The sequence below is a fragment of the Microbacterium galbinum genome (assembly GCF_023091225.1).
Classification (GTDB): domain Bacteria; phylum Actinomycetota; class Actinomycetes; order Actinomycetales; family Microbacteriaceae; genus Microbacterium; species Microbacterium galbinum.
The window spans coordinates 2,767,641-2,787,214 of the sequence record NZ_JAHWXM010000001.1 but is presented as its reverse complement, the minus strand read 5'-3'; the positions used below and the strand labels follow the sequence as shown (position 1 = coordinate 2,787,214).

Below are 19,574 nucleotides of genomic sequence, written 5' to 3'. Positions count from 1 at the left end.
ATGTACCCACGTGATGGATCACCCTCACTCGAGGTGGTGGCGAGGTACTTCGCGTTGTTTCCAAAGTAGCGTTCGACCTCATTGCGAACTCTCGCAGGCTAGAGATGTACATGGTTCACCTAGGACACGATTCAAGTGCGGTCTGGATCCGTTCGCGGCGTCACGATCATGAACCGTAGGGACTGAACACGAGGAGGCGGCTCCGTGAATACCTCCACGACGAGGTGGTACCCACCCCGGAAGTAGTCCCGCTCAAAGCTCTCTTCACTGGCCGGGAACTCACTCTCTTTGTCTCGTTGCCAGCCCTGCTCTGCCAGCCACGGCTCGAGGTCGTCCGCGATCTCGGTAGGCGTTCGGACACCCTCCGACTTCAGCTCGACGTACCGATTCCAGTAGTAGTACTTCGGCCACTCCTCGTAGTCGTCGTTCGCCGCTCGAACACCACCACCGGGGCTCGCTTCCGACTCGGGATCGAGCTCTGACGCCGGGATCTGCTCAAGGATCTCCTCGCCCCATCGGTCCGCCTGAGAGATGAACTCGTCCAGTTGTTGTTCCTGAACCACTACCTGTTCCTCCGCACTCATCCCACCGCACCCCGTCAACACCACCAGCGAGACGAGTAGGCCCGCCGCAAGTAGACGAGCACGCCCAGAGAGGAGACACGGGTAACGAACGGATGCCGTCACGGACTATCCGGATCGGTCTGCGGCGTCACGATCTTGAAGTTGATCGCCTGCGCCATGGGCGGCTCTTCGGTGTAGACCTCCACGATGAGGTGGTATCCATCGCGGAAGTAGTCGCGCTCGAAACTCTCTTGACCTGCAGGAAACTCAGCTTCTTCATTACGCTGCCAGCCCTGTCGCTGCAGCCACGGTTCGAGGTCATCAGCGACGGCCGTTGGCGATCGCGGTCCGTCCGGCAAGAGGTCAACGCCCTGGAACCAGTAGTAATAGCGCGGCCACTGCTCGTAATCATCGCCCGCTCCTCGGGAGCCCCCCATGTTCGGGTAGATCTCCTCCACCTCCGACACAGGGATCTGAGCGACGATCTCCCCGCCCCAATCATCCGCCTGCGCGATCAGTGCTTTCAGTTGCGCTTCCTGCACCGCAACCTTCTCTTCCGCGCTCATCCCAGCACACCCCGTCAACACCACCAGCGAGACGAGTACGCCCGCCGCAAGTGAACGGGCACGCCCCGCGCAAAGACGTGGGCACGGGACGGATGCCGTCACGGACGATCCGGATCGGTCTGCGGCGTCACGATCATGAACGCGAGCTTCTGCGCATGAGGCGGCGGGACGGTATACACCTCGACGACAAGGTGGTATCCATCCCGGTAATAATCACGCTCGAAACTCTGCTCGCCCGGAGGGAACTCAGACTCCTCGTTCCGCTCCCACCCCTCACGCTCCAGCCACGGCTCGAGATCATCAGCCACCTCAGACGGCGCACGTGCACCCTCAGCCTTCAACTCGACGATCTGGTCCCAGTAGTAGTACTTCGGCCAGTCGTCGTAATCGCTCACCTTGCGCACGCCACCGATGTTGTACGACTCCGCCGCCGGCTCGATCTCCGCCACCGGAATCTGCGCGACGATCTCACCACCCCAAACATCAGCCTGCGCGACAAAATCCTTCAACTGCGCTTCCTGCACCGCAACCTTCTCCTCCGCACTCATCCCGGCACACCCCGACAGTGCAGAGGCAACCAGGACGATACTCACGGCTGTGGCTGCAGTCCGAGTACTCGAAACGGTCAACCCCATGCTCATCGATCGGGGTCGGTGTACGGCGTAACGATCGAGAGGCGCAGAGACTGCACCCGGGGAGGGGGCTCCGTGAACACTTCGATAGCGAGACGGTAGCCCTCACGGTGATAATCGCGCGTGAAGCTCTCCTCGCCGGGCGGGAATTCGCTGGCGGAGTTTCGCTTCCAGCCCTGCTCTTCCAGCCAGGGTTCCAGATCATTCGCCATGTTCGTGGGGGTGCGGGGTCCGTCTGCTCGTAGTTCGACGATCGTCGCCCAGTAGTAGTACTTCGGCCACTCGGCGTTGTAGTCGCTTACCTGGCGTACGCCACCGTAGTTGACGTACTCAGCGCCGGGTTCGAGTTCGGCTTCCGGGATCTGTGCGAGGATCTCACCACCCCACCCATTCGCTTGGTCAGTGAAATCCTGCAACTGCACTTCCTGCACCGCTACCTTCTCCTCCGCACTCATCCCGATGCACCCGGTCAACAACAGCGCGCACAGGCCCAAAGCGGCGAGTGCGACACTGCGCATTCTCTGAATAGTCATCCGTCAACCTCCTCCAAGGTGCGGGATGAGACAAGCTCCTCAGGTTTTGCTGCACCGGAACCGGGAACATCGACCATCACCGGCGCGAAGCCGCCTCGGAACTCGACGTCATCTGGGTGATAGAGCGACACCGACTCCCCCTTCACTGCCCGGGTGATATTCCTCATTGATGTACTCAGAGGGTCAAAGACGGAGGTATGACTTTCGCCACCTCCGGTGCTCTCAATCGTTCCGCTACTCGGGTCGCCTGCAATGACGTACCCCGTCTCCAGCCGAACGACTCCGTCTGCGGTCAATGGATTGGTCAGGCCATGACCGATATTGCCAAGTACGAAGCCTTGATTCCAGCCCACGATCGCATCGTTTCTCGATTGAAGAGCGAAATGCGGGACGTCCTTCGTCTCTGGAAAGTCTTCGATCCCGTCGACGTGATGCCCAAGTCCCGCCGGAGCGACGTACACCACGCGATCCGCTTTCAGCCCCAGGTATTCGGCGCCTCCCAACACTGCAGCGCCGTAGCTATGCCCGATCGGCACCACATCCGTTCCGCGTTCGATACCGAGGCTATTGACAAAGGTTGCCAGCCGGGCCGCAGCGACGTCGGCGAATCCCTGCTGCGCCGCCTCGTTGAGGTGACTCGAATCGTACTGCGGCATCGGCGCACCGTGCCACGTGAAATAGCCTGACCGCGCTCCGGAGTTGAACATGAGGTTCTTCCCCTTGTCGAGGTCTGTTGTGAAGCCCGCCAGTCGGGACGTCGTGCCCGGAATGACCACGCCCACCTGATCCATCCAGGCAGGCACGTCGCCTGTTACCGGGTCGAGTATCCCTTGGAAGGTGATGTAACTGTCTCGGAGAGGATTGAACCCGACCAGAACGGTGCCGTTCTGAGAGATCCTCCGACCGTTCTCGTCAAACACCAGATACACGCCGAAGGGTTGACCTTCGACCTGGTCGTCTTGGCCGTCGTCGCCCTTCTTCGTCGTGTAATTCTCGTTCCGGTCGCCGAGCATCGCGTCGATGCTCTTCGCCTCGCCCTCCATGTCGGCGATGATTCCTGGGAGATCACCCGCCTGACGGTCTGCGACGAAGTCGATCACGTCGACGCGCGTGCCCAGCTTCTCGAGAAGCTTCAGCATCTTGATGTTCTTCTCGAGCTCGGCACGATGAGCCTTCGCGGTGATCACGTTCGCCGTATTGCGATCGCGCAGTGGAATCCCCTCGAGGTTGCCGATCAGCATCGGGAAGTCCGTGATCAACTTCTCCCGTTGTTCCGGCGTCATCGCGTCCCAGACGGCGCGGATCGCCGCCGGGTCCTTCAGCTTCGCGAGATCCACGGCCGACACCGACTGCACACTGCCGTCCGGCATCCTGACCGATACAGACACCCCGGCCGACACGTGCGGCACCGACGGGATCGCCTTTCGGGTCGACACGTACTCGGAGCGAACGGTGCCGATGCTCGAACTCGCTGTCGCGTCGATCCCTCGTCGTTCCTCATCCAACCCGACCAGCCGCTGCTCGGATGCCGCGACCGTATCCTCCGCATGGTCGACGGCACGCTGGAGCCCCCGGCTGGAACGCATGTAGTCGTCGGCCTCACCACTCGACGCATCGTACGAGTCGAGTGCTTCCTGCTTCATGACGACCGTCGCCTTGGCGTCGGCCAGCGTGATCCTCTCGTTCCGCGTTCGCGTCGCGATCTCCTCCATCTGCACGCCGAGGCTTTCCGCTGCGTCACCCCACGAAAGGTCCGCGGCCTGCACCAGACCCGCCGGCGCCAGCGCCGCCTGGATCACCGCCACGAGTCGGTCGATCGACACCGCGTTGCCCGACTGGAGGCCCAGTCCGGACGACGCCTCGATCAGTTTCGCTCCGACATCCGCGCCGAAAGTCCGCCCTCGCAGATCGGCCCCGACGTCCCGCACGGTCGCGGAGTCACCCGCGAGCGCCACATCTCCTGCCGTCATCTCACCCCTCCTATACGCCCGGCACCTGGGAAGCGATCTGCGCGTCCAGCAGCTTGAACAGCGACACCAGCTCGGTGCACGCCTTGCTCTGTCCGATCATCGCCTCACTCATGGCCTGCGCCACGGACTTCCGCTCCGAATGCGCACCGGTATGCGCACCATCCGGACCGGATGCGCCCGAACCGAGTTCACCCGGAACCGCCTTCTCCGACGTCACTACCGAGGCAGCCGTCGACAAAGCAGAGGCCGCAGCCTCCAGCGATCCGTAATCGACCTTCATCGCTCATCCCCCCAACTCGAGCGAGGCGTGCCTCAGAGGTGCACCACTGGGCACACCCGAGAGACACGCCTCGTCATCGACGGCGCTCGATCGCGATCAGTTGATCTTCGAGGCGATCTGGGAGTCGAACTCGCGACCCGCGTTAGCCGTGCCGCTGATGAACGCCGAGATCTCGGTCAGCTGGGCGATCACGGTGTTCGCGCTCTGCGTGTAGCGCGTGTAGGCATCGTTGAACTTTCCCGAGGCCTGGTCGGTCACGAAGCCCGAGGCCACGAGCCCCTGGATCTTCGTCTGCATACCCTGCAGCTTCTGCGTGATCTCTTCGCGGCCGGCGTCGAGGTCCTTCGCCGCCGCGTCCATCTCGTCGTAGCTGAGCTTCACATTCGCCATGACAACATCCTCCGATTTCTCGGCACGAGATGATTTCTCGCGCCCCCGATCGGTTACATTAGCCGAACGCGTTCGCAAAATCGCCAATTCTGGCGATATACCAATTCGGGACGCGGCCGACAGGGGGGTCTGTGAGGCTCAAGTTCACGCTGCTCGAAACCGGGCAGGACGGTCAGAATCGCGCGCGCGACATCGTCGTGACGGCCGACGTCACCGCGACGGTCGCCGACCTCGCCCGCACCGTCATCCGCGCCGGAGCGGGCGACGGACGACTACTCCCGCATGCCCTCGACCGGACGGCGTCGCTGACGATCCTCGTTCACCGTCGCGGCGGGAGGGCCGTCGTTCTCGACCCCGCCGATCCGATTGGTATATCGGGCGTGCAGGCTGGAGCGGTTATCGAGGTAATTCGCGAGCAGGACGCCGGAAATGCGGAGCGAATGGTCGAGCCAGCGGGATACATCGACGTTCTCGACGGGGCGCAATCCGGTGCGCGATATACCATCATTCAGGGTGAGAACGGTATCGGCCGCGAGCGCACGAATCGCGTCGAATTGCATGATCGCAGCGTCTCCCGGCACCACCTCGAGATGACCGCGTTCGGACCGATCCGCAGCGTGCGAGACCTCGGTTCCGCGAACGGCACCGACCTCGTCACGGCATCCGGCGAACTGCATCGCCTGACGGCCCCGACCCACCTCTCGCACCCCACCGTGCTGCGTCTGGGCGACGTGCACCTGCGCATCCATCCCGTCGCCACCGGTGGACCGGACGCTCCCCGGGCCCGCGCGACCGTGCGCCATCAGCGGTCTCCCCGGGTCGATCCCGTGCATGCGCCGACGCCGCTCGAACTACCCTCGCCGCCCACCCCGGCCGAGCCCTCGCGCTTCCCGCTCGTCGCGATGGTGGCGCCTCTCGCCATGGGTGCGGCTCTCTTCGCCGTCACCCAGTCGGCCCTCAGCATCGCCTTCGTCGCGCTGTCGCCGCTCATCATGATCGGCAGCTGGCTCGACGGCCGCGTCGGACAGCGCCGTCGGCTGAAGAAGCAGCGTCGCGAGTTCACCGAAACGCTGGCGACCGTGCGCGACGAGGTGACGCGACGCCACGAGGTCGAGCGTCCCGCTCGCCAGCAGGAGAGCGTGCCGCTCGCCGACCTGCTCGCCGCGGCTCGCGACCGCACTCCGGTGCTCTGGACGCGACGGTCGGAGCATCGCTCCTACCTCGAGATCCGCCTCGGCAGCGGCGAGCTGCCCAGCCGCACCGTGCTCGACCTCCCCTCCCGCGGATCCTCCACCACCGAGGACTGGGCCCAGGTCGAAGACGCCCACACCGCGCTGTCATCGATCGCCGACGTTCCGGTTCTCGAACGCCTCGACCTGAGCGGGTCGCTCGGCATCGCCGGAGAGGGCGTCTGGGCCGATTCGATCACGCGCTCGGTGCTCGTGCAGCTCTTCGGGCTGCACTCCCCCGCGGACGTGGTCTTCACGGCCTTCCTGCCCGACGCCGAGACGAACGCCCAGACCCACGCCGGCACGGATGCCGCGACGGGCAGGCACACGGAAGCCGACTGGGACTGGCTCAAATGGGTGCCGCACGCCGATTCGGTCTACAGCCCGATCCGCACCCCGCACCTCACGGCGACCGCGCGCGACCGGGCGCTCCTGCTGACGGAGCTCGAGGGGATCATCGCGACCCGCACGGCATCCGCCTCGTCACGCACGATCCGATCGCGGGACCAGTCCCAGGCATCCGACACCGACTCCCGACTCGCCGCCGTGCAGAAGCAACCCCTGCTGCCCACGATCATCGTGCTCGTCGTCGCCGGCGACGACGACGCGGAGCAGGACCTCACCCGCCTCGTGGGCCTCGCCGAGGACGGACCCGACGTCGGCGTGCACGTGATCTGGGCGGCACGCTCGATGGCCGATGTCCCGGCCGCCTGCCGCACGACCGTCGACGCGACCACGACGCCGACGACCGCGCATTTCGTACGCTCGGGAACCGTCGTGACGCTCGACACCGTCGAACGTGTGGACGTGCCCGAGGCCGAGGCTTTCGCCCGCAGTCTCACTCCCGTCGTCGACGCCGGCGCTCGAGTCCTCGACGAGAGCGACCTGCCCCGGAGCGTGAAGCTCGCCGACATCGATCGGCGCAACCTGCTCGACGACCCCCGCGAGGTCATCGCCGGCTGGGAGAGCACCGACTCGCTCACGAGCCGTTGGACGCCGGGCGCCGAGCGCGACCCCGGCACCCTTCCCGCCCGCATCGGCCAGAGCGACGCCGGAACCGTCGAGATCGACCTGCGCACCCACGGCCCTCACGCCCTCGTCGGCGGCACGACAGGCGCGGGCAAGTCGGAGTTCCTGCAGACGTGGATCCTGTCGCTCGCCGCGGCGTATTCCCCCGACCGCGTCACCTTCCTGCTCGTCGACTACAAGGGCGGGGCGGCCTTCGCCGACTGCGTGGCCCTGCCCCATACCGTCGGCCTCGTCACCGACCTCGACCAGCACCTGGTGCGCCGCGCGCTCACCTCACTGCGGGCCGAGCTGCGTTACCGGGAGGAGCTCCTCAACGAGCACGGAGCGAAGGACCTCTCCGGTCTCGAGCGGCGCTCCGAGGTCGCCGCCCCGCCCCTCCTGCTCATCGTCATCGACGAGTTCGCCGCCCTGGCGAAGGAGATCCCGGAGTTCGTCGACGGCGTCATCGACATCGCCCAGCGCGGGCGCTCGCTCGGGCTGCATCTCATCATGGCGACGCAGCGCCCCGCCGGTGTCATCGGCGACAACCTGCGCGCCAACACCAACCTCCGCGTCGCGCTGCGCATGGCCGATGCGAGCGACAGCAACGACGTCATCGGAATCGCGGATGCCGCGCACTTCGCCCCGGAGACGCCGGGGCGGGCCGTGGTCAAGATCGGTGCCGGCCGGGTCGTGCACTTCCAGACCGCCTACCTGGGCGGACGCTCCGACGGCCAGCGCCGTGATGCCATCGACCTGAGCGACCTGAGGTTCGGGCACGCCCGACCGTGGGCCATCGCCCCGGAACGCGCCGGCGGAGACACGGGGGCCGCGGCATCCGCTCGTGACATCGAGCGCCTGGTGCGCAACATCCAAGTCGCCGCCGACACCCTGCGACTCGAACGCCCTCGCAAACCCTGGGTCGATCAGCTGCCCGCATTCATCGCCCTGCCCGGCGAAGCCGCGGGCAGCGCCACCGACTCCGATCTGCTCATATCGGTCGGTCGCGTCGATGACCCCACGCAGCAGCGTCAGACCGATCAGATCGTCGACCTCAAGGCAGCCGGCAATGTCGCGATCTTCGGTGCGCCCGGCGCCGGGAAGACCACGGCACTCATCACCTTCGCGATCGCAGCGATCCTGCGCGACGAGAGGACGCGGATCTACGGCATCGATGCCGCGAGCGGACGACTGGCCACGCTCATCGGGCTGCCCGCCACCGGCGACATCGTGCCGGCCGACGACACCGATCGCGCCGTGCGCCTGCTCGGAATGATCCGCGACCTCATCGACGAGCGCGAGAACGATCGGTCTCCGGCCTCGCCCGTCATCCTCCTGCTCGACGGATTCGGGGCCTTCCGCGATCTGTACGAGCACCACGGACCCGACACCGGCATGTTCACCGCACTCGTCGACATCCTCCGCGCGGGGCGGCACGTCGGCGTGCACGTGGTCCTCGCCAGCGAGCGCGCGATGTCGCTGCCGAGTGCCATCGCGGCGAGCATCGGCGAGACGTTCGTGCTGCGCATGCTCGCCGACCACGACTACGGCATGGTCGGCGCATCGGCCGACATGCTGCGCACCGCCCCGGCAGGACGGGCCATGCATCTCTCGTCCGAGCGGGAAGTGCAGTTCGCCATGCCCGCATCCGCACCCGACGACGAGGCCCTCGACACCGCACTCGTACACATCGCGCAGACACTGCGCTCCCGCGGGATCGAGAACGCACCCGGCATCCCGGAAGTCCCGACCTCGCTCGCGCGACACGAGCTGCCCCGCGCCGCAAACCCCCAGGCGTTCGCCGTCGAGACCACTCGCCTCACCGCCGTCGACGTGCCCCTCACCGGCATGATGCTGGTCACGGGACCGGCGGGATCAGGGCGCACCACTGCGGTGCGCAGCATCCTGGCCGCCCGGCACGCGCACGCCGCGAAGCACGGCATCTCGCTCGATCTCGCCCTGCTCTCACCGCGTGCGTCGACGCTGGCCCACGACGTCGCGTGGAGCCATCGCGGCGACTCCGCGCAGGATCGCCCGGATCTCATCACGGCGCTCATCGAGGCGCTCGGCGGGACGCCGCGGTCGTCAACGGCGTCGCTGCTCTCGGCGATCCCGCTGATCGGCAGCACCGGCGCTGCCGCCGACGAGCCCGAACCGGCCCGAGCGCAGCTCGCGTTCCCTCGTGCCGGGCATCAGGGCATCGTGGTCATCGAGGACGTCGGCGGTTTCGACGGCAGCGGTGACGAGTCCGCCCTGGCGACGCTGCTCAAACTGCTGCGCCGCAGCGACCTCACCGTGATCGTCGAGGGCGAGAACGCCACGCTCACCTCGGTCTGGGAACTCGCGAGCCCCCTCCGCGGCGCGCGATGGGGACTCGCGCTCCAGCCGGATGCCAACGACATGCCCAGCGTCTACACCGCGAACTTCCCCCGCGCCCGGCGCGCGGACTTCCCGCCCGGTCGGGGCTTCCTGGTGCGGGGCGGCGCGGTGACGGGCGTCCATGTCGCCCAGCCGTAGCGGGGGGCTGAGGGCCCGGGGTCAGCGGGCCCGGGGTCAGCGGGCCGTGGTGCTCGAACGCACGACCAGCGACGTCGGGACGACCGACGTCGCAGGCGCCTCGGCCTCGGCATCCGTTCCCCCCTCGATCTCGGCGACCAGCGCGGCGACCGCGCGGTCGGCGAGGGCCGCGAAGTCCTGCCGGATCGTGGTGAGCGGCGGGCGGTAGTTCGCGGCATCCGGCACGTCGTCGAACCCGACGACCCCGACATCGGTCGGCACCCGGCGGCCCGCGTCCTCCAGGCCCCGCACGAGTCCGAGCGCCATCTGGTCGTTGGCGCAGAAGACGGCGGATGCCGCGGCCAACGACCCGGCGGCGGCGTGCCCCGAGTCCGACGACCAGTCGCCGCGCACGACGGCGGGCGGACGGATGCCGTGGGCGACGAGCGTCTCGCGCCAGCCGCGTTCGCGCTCGGCGGCGGCGAAGGAGTCGGCGGGTCCGGCGAGGTGGTGCACAGTCTCGTGGCCGAGGTCGAGCAGGTGCCGGGTGGCGGCGGCTGCTCCTCCCGCGTGATCGCTGTGCACAGCGCGAAGGCCGTGATCGGCGATCGCATCGACCACCACGAGACGCAGCCCCGCGGGGCGTGCGGCGGCAGGCACGAGCGCGGAGGCTTCGTTCAGCACGATCGCGCCGTCGACCTCCTGCTCGGCCAGCCGGTCGAAGGCCGCGTCGACCCCGGCGGATCCCGCGGCGGCCGTGACGACCGTGAGGGCGTAACCGCGGTCGGCGGCGGCTTCGGCGGCGGCCTGCAGCATCCGCGAGTTGCCGACCGTGGCGAGCGTCGTCACGACCAGGCCGATGGTCTGCGAGCGCCCGGTGCGCAGCGCGCGGGCGGCGCGGTGCGGGCGGTAGCCGAGGTCGGACATGGCCCGCTCGACCCGGGCGCGGGTGGCGGGATCGACGCGCGGGCTGTCGTTGACGACGCGCGAGACGGTCTGCCCCGACACCCCGGCGCGAGCGGCGACCATCGCCATCGAGACGCGGCCCGACGTCGGTCGCGGAGAGGGGGTGGGGTCGTTCACTCCTCCATGTTGACGTAATCACGGCCGCGGATCTACCATGTTTACGTGAACACGCCTGAATCTGCGGAGATGCGCACCTCGACCCTGAGCGCCGGCATCGTCAAGCGCGCGACGCTGCTCGCCGACGGCCGCGACATCATCTACTACGACGACCCCGACACGACGCTCGGCGCCGAGCGCGCCGTCGACGCCCGCACGCTCGATCCGCGGCCCGCCACCGCGACCATGCGGCAGGACGTGCTCACCGGTGACTGGATCACCGTGGCGGCCAACCGGCAGAACCGCGTCATGATGCCGAGCGCCGACGCCGACCCGCTCGCCCCGCAGACCCCGACCAACCCGTCGGAGGTGCCCTCGCGCTACGACGTCGCGGTGTTCGAAAACCGCTCCCCCGCGTTCGGCCCCGCCCTCGCCGAGGCGGTCGGCACCGCCCCCGCGGCGAGCGACGCCCCCCGCGGCCTCGACGACCTCGACGCCCTCGGGCTCGGCCGCACCCGCACCTCGGTCGGCCGGTGCGAGGTCGTGTGCTTCAGCCCCGAGCACTCGGGATCGTTCGGCACCCAGTCGGTCACCCGCGCCCGCACCGTGATCGAGGCCTGGGCCGACCGCACCGCCGCGCTCTCGCAGCTGCCCGGCATCCAGCAGATCTTCCCGTTCGAGAACCGCGGCGAAGCGATCGGCGTCACCCTGCCGCACCCGCACGGGCAGATCTACGCGTACCCGTACGTCACCCCGCGCACGGCCAAACTGCTCGACTCGATCGACCGCACGGCGCCGGACCTGTTCGCCCGCATCCTGGAGTTCGAGCAGGCCTCCGAGCGCGTCGTCTTCCACGGCGAGCACTGGACCGCCTTCGTGCCCTTCGCCGCCCGCTGGCCCCTCGAGGTGCACCTGATGCCGCACCGCCACGTGCCCGACTTCGCCGCCACGGCCGAGGCCGAGCGCGACGAACTCGCCCCGCTCTACCTGCGTCTGCTGCGCGGTGTCGACGCGCTCTACGACACCCCCACCCCGTACATCGCCGCCTGGCACCAGGCACCGGTGAACGTCGGCCGCGACACCGTGCGCCTTCACCTGCAGCTCACGAGCCCGCGCCGCGCCGCCGACAAGCTCAAGTTCCTCGCCGGCTCCGAGGCCGCGATGTGGGCTTGGGCCGCCGAGGTCACCCCCGAGCAGGGGGCGGCCCGCATCCGCGACGCGATCGCGTCCGCCGAGGCCGCAGCCGCGGCATCCGCTCCGACCTCCGAGGAGACCCCCGCATGACCGTCACGGAGACCACCGCTCAGGATGCCGCGCGCGCACTGTTCGCCGAGCTGACCGACCGCACCCCGGACGGCATCTGGTCGGCACCCGGGCGCGTCAACCTCATCGGCGAGCACACCGACTACAACGAGGGCTTCGTGCTGCCGTTCGCGATCCCGCACCGCACGGTCGCCGCCGTCGGACTGCGCGACGACGCCCGCATCCGCGTCGTCTCGACCTTCTCCGACGAGACGGTCGAGGTCGGGATCGACGAACTCGACGGGCTGTTCCCGACCCTTCGACGGGCTCAGGGACCCAGTGAGGAGACGCCGGCCGTTCCGGAGTGGGCCGCGTACCCGCTCGGCGTCGCGTGGGCGCTGCGTCTCGCGGCTCCCGAGGGCGCCTTCCGCGGGGTCGACATCGCGATCGCCTCCGACGTGCCCGTGGGCGCCGGGCTGTCGTCGTCGGCGGCGATCGAGGGTGCGACCGCGACCGCGCTGAACGACCTCTGGCACACCGGACTCGACCGCACCGCGCTCGCCCGCGTGGGCCGCCGCGCCGAGAACGAGGCGGTCGGCGCGCCCACCGGCATCATGGACCAGATGGCATCGATGCTCGGCGAGACCGATGCCGCGATCTTCCTCGACTGCCGCTCTCTCGAAGCGCAGCTCGTCACGGTCGGCGTCGCCGAGGCCGGTCTCGCGATCCTCGTCATGGACACGCGCGTCAAGCACGCCCACTCCACGGGCGGCTACGGAGAGCGCCGCGCCTCGTGCGAGCTCGGCGCCGAGATCATGGGCGTGCCCAGCCTGCGCGACGTGTCGACCTCCGACCTCCCCCGCGCCGAAGAGCTCATGGACGACGTGACCTTCCGCCGCGTGCGGCACATCGTCACCGAGAACCAGCGCGTACTCGACACGGTGCGCGTGCTGCGCGAGCAGGGCGCCCGCGCGATCGGCGACCTGCTGGTCGCCTCGCACGCCTCGATGCGCGATGACTTCGAGATCTCGGTGGCCGAGCTCGACACGGCCGTCGAGGCCGCGCTGGCCGCCGGCGCGCTCGGCGCGCGCATGACGGGTGGCGGATTCGGCGGCGCGGCGATCGCGCTGATCGAACAGGATGCCGTCGCAGCCGTGTCGGATGCCGTGACCGCGGCCTTCGCCGACGCGGGCTTCACCGCCCCGCATCTGTTCACGGTCGTGCCGTCGGCGGGCGCGCACCGCGACGCGTGACCGGCACTGTATCGGTGACGGCGGCGCCGCAGTCCACAGCATCCGCCTGAGAGAATCGAACCCGGAGTCGCGCGGTCGTGCGCGGCCGGAGAGGAACGCAATGTCCTGGATCGTCACCGGCGGCGCCGGCTACATCGGCTCGCACGTCGTCCGCGCCCTCGCGGATGCCGGGCTCACCCCGGTCGTCCTCGACGACCTGTCGAGCGGTGTCGCCTCGTTCGTTCCGGAGGGCGTGCCCTTCGTGCAGGGCAGCATCCTCGACCGCGACCTCGTCGAGAAGGCGCTCCGCGACCACGACGCCCAGGGCGTCATCCACGTCGCCGGCTACAAGTACGCCGGCGTCTCGGTGCAGCGCCCGCTGCACACCTACGCGCAGAACGTCGAGGGCACCCGCGTGATCCTCGAGGCGATGGAGGCCGCGGGCGTCGCGAACATCGTCTTCTCGTCGTCGGCCGCCGTCTACGGCACCCCCGACGTCGCCCTCGTCGTCGAGGACACGGCCAAGAAGCCCGCGAGCCCCTACGGCGAATCGAAGCTCATCGGCGAATGGCTGCTGCGCGACCAGGCGGTCGCCACCGCCGAGTCGGCGACCCCGCTGCGGCACACCTCGCTGCGCTACTTCAACGTCGTCGGATCGGCCGACCCGACGGTCTACGACGTCAGCCCGCACAACCTTTTCCCGATCGTGTTCGAGGCGCTGCTCGAGGGGCGCACCCCGCGCATCAACGGCGACGACTACGACACCGAAGACGGCACCAACGTGCGCGACTACGTGCACGTGGGCGACATCGCCGCCGCGCACGTCGCCGCCGCGCAGCGTCTCGCCGCCGGTGAGCCGATCGAGCCCGCCTACAACCTCGGCTCGGGCGACGGCCTCAGTGTGAAGCAGATCATGGATGCGATGGTGCGCGTCACCGGCGTCGAGTTCGCCCCCGAGATCGGCCCGCGCCGCCCCGGCGACCCCGACCGCATCGTCGCCGACGGCACCCTCGCCGCCCGCGACCTCGACTGGCGGATGCGGTATTCGGTCGACGAGATGGTGCGTACGGGCTGGGAGGCTCGGGTTTCTTCTTCTTAGTTTCTTGTGGGGCGAGCTCCGGGATGCCGCCGTCACTCGCAGAACGGGCGCCCTCCCCGCAAGCGGGTCCCCTCCCGATGCTCGCGCCGGCGGCATCCCTGCGCCCGCCAGTGGCATGGCAGTAGGGGCGGGTACGAGCGCTCTCAGCTTGCTGGGTTAGCGGCGGCCAGGTCGCGGGTGCGGATGGGGTAGAGGAAGAAGCAGATCCAGGCGAGGGCGACGAAGCCGACGGGGATGACGGCGAGCATCAGACGGATGCCGCCGTCCACCGCGTCGGGCTGCGCGTCGCCGAGCGTGGCATCGAACCCGGATGCCGTGAGCACCCACGCGGCGACGATCGCCTGCAGCACCACGGAGCCGCGCACGATGAAACCGTTGACCCCGAAGTAGGCGCCCTCCCGACGGTGCCCGGTGCGCATGGCATCCTCGTCGATGATCTGCGCCAGCACGACTTCGAGAAGCTGCAGCAGACCGCCGACGCCGATGCCGACCGCGACGCCCACGAGGGCTGCGGCGAGGATGCTCGTCGGGGCGAGGAACCCGAGCACCGAGAGTCCGAAGACGGCCACGCTCCACAGCAGTGCGGTGCGCGGACTGGTGCGACGAACGACCGCGCTCCACAGCACGATCGCCGGGATGGCGGTCACGAAGATCGCGCCCAGCAGGATGCTGCCCTCCCCCTCGGGGGCTCCCAGCGAGTAGCGCACGTAGAAGGGGAGCGCGGCGAGGATCACGGCGATCGCCGTCTGGATGAACAGCGAGCCGATCACATAGGGCACGAAGGCCCGGTTCGCGAGCGTGTACCGCATCTGCATGCCGAACGGCAGCGGAGCCGCGACGGATGCCTCGGGCACGCGCCGCTCGACCATCCCGCCCGCGAACGACCAGACGAGGAACGCGAGGCAGACCGTGCCGAGCACGATCGCCATACCGGGCCAGCCGATCGGCGAGGCGTAGAGCAGCGGTGCTCCGGCGGTGCCGAGGATCATGCCGAGGATCGCGAAGATCTGCCGGGGGACGTTGCCCCGCGCACGCTCGTCGGTGGTGCGGAAGATCTCGGGGAACAGGGCCGAGATGTTGAGCACGACCACCACGTAGGCGATGTCGTACACGGCCACGACCACGAGGAACCAGGCGATGATGCCCGCGGTGGGCAGCTCCGGCGGCATCCACACCAGCGCGAACGCCACGACCAGCGGCACGATCCCGAGGCCGATCCACGGGATGCGGCGCCCCCACGGGGTGCGCAGGCGATCGGAGATCGCGCCGACGAACGGGTTGAGCACCGCATTCAGGATGCCGTGGGCGATCATCGCCGCGGCCACCCACCCCGCCGGCACCGCGAGGTGCGAGACGTAGAAGTAGACGATGAACGCCGAGAAGGTCTGCGCCATCAACTGCGTGGGGAACCCGGAGGCACCGAACGCGATCGACTGCGCCCGGGTGGGGGCGGCGTCGAGCCGCCGGTCGCGCAGACGCTCGGTGAAGGTGGTCATCGTGTGGCGCCTCTCTGCAGATCGCGCAGCGCCCGCCAGCCGATGCGCACGAGTCCTTCGTCTTCGATGACCCGGAGCACGACGGGGTCGGCGAGCAGTCGTCGCTCGAACTCCCGCTTCGGTGAGGCGAAGTCCACGGCGGCCCGCAGCTCCTCACCGTCGACCATCGGATGCAGGTAGATCTCGGTGACCCCCGCGGGCACCGCGCGCAGCAAGGTCACGAAGCCGTCGCGCACCTGCTCGTAGGTCTCCTCCGCCGCAGTGCCCTCGCCGACGAGTTCGAAGGGGTGCGACCACAGCCGGTCGATGATCTCCACACCGAGCGAGTCGGCCGCGGCGGCGGCGCGCGCGAGCTTGTCGCACAGCTCGGCATCCGCTTCGGCGCCGTCCATGCGGCGCGGGAGGCGGAAGGGGAGCCCGTTGGCGGCGGCCAGCGCGAACACCTGCTCGAGGAAGTCGCGGCCGGTGGCGAGGCCGTAGACCGAGCCCATGTGGTTGTCGAGGTGCGTGACGTCGACGCCGGCGTCGAGCGCGGTGCGCAGCTGCGCGGCGATCTCGGCGGCGACCTCGTCGTACGTCGCGCGGGTCTCGACCGCGACGACGTCGACGGGGAAGAACCCGTCACCGTCGACGAGTGAGGCAGCGGCCGTGAGCGGGCGCCAGCGGTAGCGGGTCCACTCGCTGGTGAGCACCAGATGCACGCCGACGTCGAGGTCGGTGCGGGATGCCGCGAACGCGAAGGCCTCGGGCGACCACGAGCACGGCACCATGATCGTGGCGGAGTCGACGTGGCCGGCATCCAGCAGTTCGGCGATCGCGACGTTGGCCGCATGGCACATGCCGAAGTCATCGGCGTTGAGGATGATGGCGCGGGTTCCGGGGGCGTGCCCCAGCCGTTCGATCAGGTCGGAGGGTGCGGTCATCGTCGGGTCCTGTCGGGAGTGCCGGTCACCGGCCGGGCTTTTCGGGTGTGGTGAGAACGCGGGCGAAGAGCGTGGCACGCAGGGCGGATGCCGCTTCGCCGACCGCGCCGACGAGTGGCGCCTCCGGGCCGAAGCTGGAGACGACGAACCGCAGCGGAAGGCGGGCGGAGTACTGCTCGGCGACCTGATGGATGATGTCGACGAGCACGGGGTGCGCGGCCTGCCCACTGAGGATGAACGCTTCGGGGTCGAGGACGAGACCGATGCTGCCGGCGACGAGCGCGAGGCGTTTGCCGAGCTCGATCGCCATCTGCATCGCCGCCTCGTCGCCGGCGGCCGCGGCATCGAGGTGCTCTTCGAGGGGCGTGTTCTGGTCACGGCCGTTGATGAGCGCGAGGTCGGCGACGACCTGGTCGTTCACGACGGGGGCGCCGACGGGCAGGGGCGTCTGCGGCAGGTACATGACCTCGCCCGCCACGCCGGAGAACCCGCGGTGCAGGGCGCCGTCGATCACGGTTCCGGCGCCGAGACCCTCGTCGAGCAGCAGCAGCGAGAAGCTCGACAGCTCGGCGCCTGCACCGGCGGTGAGTTCGGCGAGGGCGGCGAGGTTCACGTCGTTCTCGATGCGCACGGGGCAGCCGAGCCGGTCGGTGAGAGCCGAGCGGAACGCGCCGCCGTCGGGCCCCTGATCGTTGCGGATGCTGCCGTCGGCGGTCACGATGCCGGGCACGCCGATCAGCGCGAGGTGCAGCGGTCCGGCGACGGTCGCATTGCAGCGGTCGATGAGCGCGGCGATGTGCGCGACCCGGGTCTCGTTGTCGTCCTTCCGCGGGAAGTCGCCGTGCGCTTCGGCACGCACCGCCCCGGTCGCGTCGACGAGCACGACGTGCGCCGCGCGGTGGTCGACGTGCACGGCGGCGGCGAATCCGAGGTGCGGGTGCAGTCCGACCTTGCCGGCGGCCGGTCCGCGCGAGCTGCGGTCGACACCGTCGGGCGCGACGGCGCCGGCGCTCTCGAGCATGCGCAGCACCTGCGTCACGGCGGTGCGCGACAGCCCGGTGGCCTCCATCAGATCGGTGCGCGTCTGCGGACCTTCACTGGCGAGCGTCTCGAGGATCGCGCGCCCGTTGATCGAGCGCAACAGTGTCTGCGGTCCGGCGAGGGGCCTGCTCATCGCGCTCCGGTCGGTCTTTCTGTGAGACGTTCGATTGGTGAGAGTGGCCGATCCCCCATCGGCTTCATCGAGCATGGCATACCGGAGGCCCACGGGTCGACACTTCGTGTCGCATTCGGACGTGCGGCGCGCGCCGAGCACCGAGACATCATTCCGAGCGCGAAACACCACGAGAGGCGTGATGTCTCGCGCCGGAGATGGTGTCTCGACGGGGGCGCGCTCAGTCCAACGCGCTCATCACGTGCTTGATGCGGGTGTAGTCGTCGAAGCCGTACTGCGAGAGGTCCTTGCCGTAGCCGGAGTGCTTGAACCCACCGTGCGGCATATCGGAGACGAAGGGGATGTGCGTGTTGATCCACACGCACCCGAAGTCGAGGTCGCGCGAGAACCGCATCGCCCGGGCGTGATCGCTCGTCCAGACCGACGCGGCGAGCGCGTACGGCACGTCGTTCGCCAGCTCGAGCGCCTCCTCGTCGGTGGAGAACGGCTGCACCGTGAGCACCGGCCCGAAGACCTCGCCCTGCACGATCTCGTCGTCCTGCCGCACCCCCGACACGATCGTCGCGGGCCAGAAGTAGCCGCGATCTCCCTGCCGCGCTCCCCCGGTCTCCACCCGGGCGTGCGCGGGCAACCTCGACACGAATCCCGACACCTGCTCCAGCTGCGCCGCACTGTTGAGCGGGCCGTAGAGCACGCCGTCCTCGCGTGGTCCGCCGGTGCGGGCATCCGACTCCGCCCGCGCGACCAGCGCCGCCACGAGCTCGTCGTGCAGGGACTCGTGCACGAGCACGCGCGTCGCCGCGGTGCAGTCCTGCCCGGCGTTGAAGAACGCACCGGTCACGATCCCCTCGACCGCCTTCGACACCGAGGCATCCGCGAAGACGATCGCCGGGGCCTTGCCGCCGAGCTCGAGGTGCACGCGCTTGACGTCGTTCGCCGCCGACCGCGCCACCGCCATGCCTGCGCGCACCGAGCCGGTGATCGCGACCATCTGCGGTGTCGGATGCTCCACCAGCGCGACGCCGGTCTCGCGGTCGCCCAGCACGACGTTCAACGTTCCGGCCGGGGTGTGCAGCGCCACGATCTCGGCGAGCAGCAACGTCGACAGCGGGGTCGTCTCGGCGGGCTTGAGCACGACGGTGTTGCCCGCGGCGAGCGCCGGCGCGATCTTCCACACGGCCATGTTCAGCGGGTAGTTCCAGGGCGTGACCTGCCCGATCACGCCGATCGGCTCGCGGCGCACGAACGACGTGTGCCCGGCGAGGTACTCCCCCGCCGCGCGCCCCTCGAGCGACCGCGCGGCACCGGCGAAGAACCGCAGCTGATCGACCGACTGCATGATCTCGTCCTCGACGAGGCTCGCGCGCGGCTTGCCGGTGTCGCGCGACTCGAGATCGGCGAACTCCTCGGCCCGCGCGGCCATGTCGTCGGCGATGCGGAAGAGGGCGAGCTGCCGGTCGGCGGGTGTCGTGTCGCGCCACAGCGGGAAGGCAGCGGATGCCGCGGCGTAGGCGGCATCGACGTCACCGGCATCCGACACCGGGAGCCGGCCGTACTCCTCCTCGGTGGCGGGGTCGATGAGCGGAAGGTCGCCTGCGCCGGACACGGGGACGAACCGACCGCCGATGAAGTTCTGCAAGCTCTCAGTGCGCATGCGGCCACAGTAGCGCGGCACTTTC

General features: G+C 69.0%; 17 protein-coding genes. 4 read left to right on the top strand and 13 right to left on the bottom strand.

The window, feature by feature from the left end; translation table 11 throughout:
* Positions 1-131 precede the first annotated feature (131 nt).
* The 8 genes from KZC52_RS13355 to KZC52_RS13320 form a co-directional block, all read right to left on the bottom strand.
* A complete protein-coding gene (locus KZC52_RS13355) occupies positions 132-686 on the bottom strand; it encodes a hypothetical protein (RefSeq protein ID WP_247624532.1) in 555 nt (184 codons plus the stop codon).
* A complete protein-coding gene (locus KZC52_RS13350; RefSeq protein ID WP_247624531.1) occupies positions 683-1,129 on the bottom strand; it encodes a hypothetical protein in 447 nt (148 codons plus the stop codon). Before KZC52_RS13350 ends, KZC52_RS13355 begins: the two co-directional genes overlap by 4 nt.
* A gap of 98 nt (positions 1,130-1,227) precedes the next feature.
* The gene (locus KZC52_RS13345) at positions 1,228-1,722 is read right to left on the bottom strand and encodes a hypothetical protein (protein ID WP_247624530.1); all 495 of its coding nucleotides are present in this window, start codon (positions 1,720-1,722) and stop codon (positions 1,228-1,230) included.
* Between the two features lie 44 nt (positions 1,723-1,766).
* A complete protein-coding gene (locus tag KZC52_RS13340) occupies positions 1,767-2,294 on the bottom strand; it encodes a hypothetical protein (RefSeq protein WP_247624529.1) in 528 nt (175 codons plus the stop codon).
* A complete protein-coding gene (locus KZC52_RS13335; protein ID WP_247624528.1) occupies positions 2,291-4,264 on the bottom strand; it encodes a hypothetical protein in 1,974 nt (657 codons plus the stop codon). The genes KZC52_RS13340 and KZC52_RS13335 overlap by 4 nt, the downstream gene beginning before the upstream one ends.
* 10 nt (positions 4,265-4,274) lie before the next feature.
* Positions 4,275-4,544 (bottom strand): hypothetical protein, encoded by a 270-nt coding sequence (locus KZC52_RS13330; protein ID WP_247624527.1) that lies wholly within the window; start codon positions 4,542-4,544, stop codon positions 4,275-4,277.
* A gap of 96 nt (positions 4,545-4,640) precedes the next feature.
* Positions 4,641-4,934: a WXG100 family type VII secretion target gene (locus KZC52_RS13325; RefSeq protein WP_247624526.1), complete on the bottom strand. Its 294-nt coding sequence runs from the start codon at positions 4,932-4,934 to the stop codon at positions 4,641-4,643.
* Between the two features lie 272 nt (positions 4,935-5,206).
* Positions 5,207-5,494 (bottom strand): hypothetical protein, encoded by a 288-nt coding sequence (locus KZC52_RS13320; protein ID WP_247624768.1) that lies wholly within the window; start codon positions 5,492-5,494, stop codon positions 5,207-5,209.
* Between KZC52_RS13320 and KZC52_RS13315 the strand changes: the two genes are divergently transcribed.
* On the top strand, positions 5,375-9,688 hold the full coding sequence (locus tag KZC52_RS13315; RefSeq protein WP_247624764.1) for a type VII secretion EssC family protein: 4,314 nt from the start codon (positions 5,375-5,377) through the stop codon (positions 9,686-9,688). The genes KZC52_RS13320 and KZC52_RS13315 overlap by 120 nt on opposite strands.
* Positions 9,689-9,724: 36 nt before the next feature.
* Here KZC52_RS13315 and KZC52_RS13310 read toward each other — a convergent pair whose 3' ends face one another.
* Complete coding sequence (locus KZC52_RS13310; RefSeq protein ID WP_247624763.1) at positions 9,725-10,702, bottom strand: LacI family DNA-binding transcriptional regulator; 978 nt, start codon at positions 10,700-10,702, stop codon at positions 9,725-9,727.
* Between the two features lie 117 nt (positions 10,703-10,819).
* Here KZC52_RS13310 and galT point away from each other — a divergent pair, with 117 nt between their 5' ends.
* From galT to galE, 3 genes are all read left to right on the top strand, one after another.
* Positions 10,820-12,013, top strand: coding sequence for a galactose-1-phosphate uridylyltransferase (gene galT / locus KZC52_RS13305; protein WP_247624762.1), 1,194 nt, complete (start codon positions 10,820-10,822; stop codon positions 12,011-12,013).
* A complete protein-coding gene (gene galK, locus KZC52_RS13300) occupies positions 12,010-13,224 on the top strand; it encodes a galactokinase (protein WP_247624525.1) in 1,215 nt (404 codons plus the stop codon). Before galT ends, galK begins: the two co-directional genes overlap by 4 nt.
* Positions 13,225-13,324: 100 nt before the next feature.
* The gene (gene galE, locus KZC52_RS13295) at positions 13,325-14,302 is read left to right on the top strand and encodes a UDP-glucose 4-epimerase GalE (protein WP_247624524.1); all 978 of its coding nucleotides are present in this window, start codon (positions 13,325-13,327) and stop codon (positions 14,300-14,302) included.
* A gap of 143 nt (positions 14,303-14,445) precedes the next feature.
* On the opposite strand, the gene KZC52_RS13290 is transcribed toward galE, so the two are convergent.
* The 4 genes from KZC52_RS13290 to KZC52_RS13275 form a co-directional block, all read right to left on the bottom strand.
* The gene (locus KZC52_RS13290) at positions 14,446-15,798 is read right to left on the bottom strand and encodes an MFS transporter (RefSeq protein ID WP_247624523.1); all 1,353 of its coding nucleotides are present in this window, start codon (positions 15,796-15,798) and stop codon (positions 14,446-14,448) included.
* A complete protein-coding gene (locus KZC52_RS13285) occupies positions 15,795-16,721 on the bottom strand; it encodes a polysaccharide deacetylase family protein (protein WP_247624522.1) in 927 nt (308 codons plus the stop codon). Before KZC52_RS13285 ends, KZC52_RS13290 begins: the two co-directional genes overlap by 4 nt.
* A 25-nt stretch (positions 16,722-16,746) precedes the next feature.
* Positions 16,747-17,895 (bottom strand): ROK family transcriptional regulator, encoded by a 1,149-nt coding sequence (locus tag KZC52_RS13280; RefSeq protein ID WP_247624521.1) that lies wholly within the window; start codon positions 17,893-17,895, stop codon positions 16,747-16,749.
* Positions 17,896-18,115: 220 nt separating this feature from the next.
* Positions 18,116-19,549, bottom strand: coding sequence for a gamma-aminobutyraldehyde dehydrogenase (locus KZC52_RS13275; RefSeq protein WP_247624520.1), 1,434 nt, complete (start codon positions 19,547-19,549; stop codon positions 18,116-18,118).
* Positions 19,550-19,574: the final 25 nt, after the last annotated feature.